Raw genomic sequence first — 808 nt, 5'->3', positions numbered from 1 at the left:
GCTGTCGTCTAGTAGGAGCACTTGCAGAATCAGATGCTGTGATATTAGTTACTATATTCGAGGTAACTTTAGCAATCACTTTACCGTTTACATCCGTTTGATAGGTTTGATTATCAATGACAAACTGCTGATTAGCCGAATAAATTTGTTTTATAAGGTTCTCTCCACTTTCGGATAATTTCCAACCATTTTCCTTGTATGCTGAGATTACTTCTTGTTTGCTTTCTGAAGTAAGACCAGAAAGAGAAATTTTTGCATCCGAATTTGTCTTGATAACTAGATTTGTCTGTGGCAACCCTTGCACGATATGCTCCGCCTTAGCCGGTAAGTTGACCACACTAAATCCCACAAGGGCAATCAGTCCAATAGCAATAATCAATGAGCCCTGACTTTGAGAACGAGAACTTATACGCCCCTTCTTTGAGGGCATGAGAGCTAGTCCAAGAAAAGCCAAAAACAAAATATCTGAAACTATCTCGGCCGGAAAATTATTAAATCCTCCCAAAATACTACTAACTGGAGAAAGGAGCCAAATCCATGGACTTAACCCTGTGTCTCGAACGCGCCTAATACCAAGATTTGATGTTGGAATGAGCGTCGCTAACGACCACAAAATAAGCAAACTTCCGAAAATATAAGTCGCAACATTGAAACCCTCAAAGTCAAACGACAAAACGACTGCGGCCCCTGTTGTAACTATATATAACAAGATGAGTGTGAGCGCAATGGCTAGATTCATAATAAAAACCCACCAAAAACTCTTACGTGTCGTACGCCCCGACCAATTAAAATATTGTTTCCAATATTC

Annotated in this window: 1 protein-coding gene; it reads right to left on the bottom strand. The window is 40.0% G+C overall.

The window, feature by feature from the left end; translation table 11 throughout:
* Positions 1–739: DUF805 domain-containing protein (locus BABA_RS26035; RefSeq protein WP_235749663.1), on the bottom strand; the 739-nt coding region annotated here is incomplete at its 3' end.
* Positions 740–808 lie beyond the last annotated feature (69 nt).

Source organism: Neobacillus bataviensis LMG 21833, from assembly GCF_000307875.1.
Taxonomy (GTDB): Bacteria; Bacillota; Bacilli; order Bacillales; family Cytobacillaceae; genus Neobacillus; species Neobacillus bataviensis.
The sequence above is the reverse complement of the archived record's forward strand: the minus strand, read 5'-3'. Positions and strand labels throughout refer to the sequence as shown.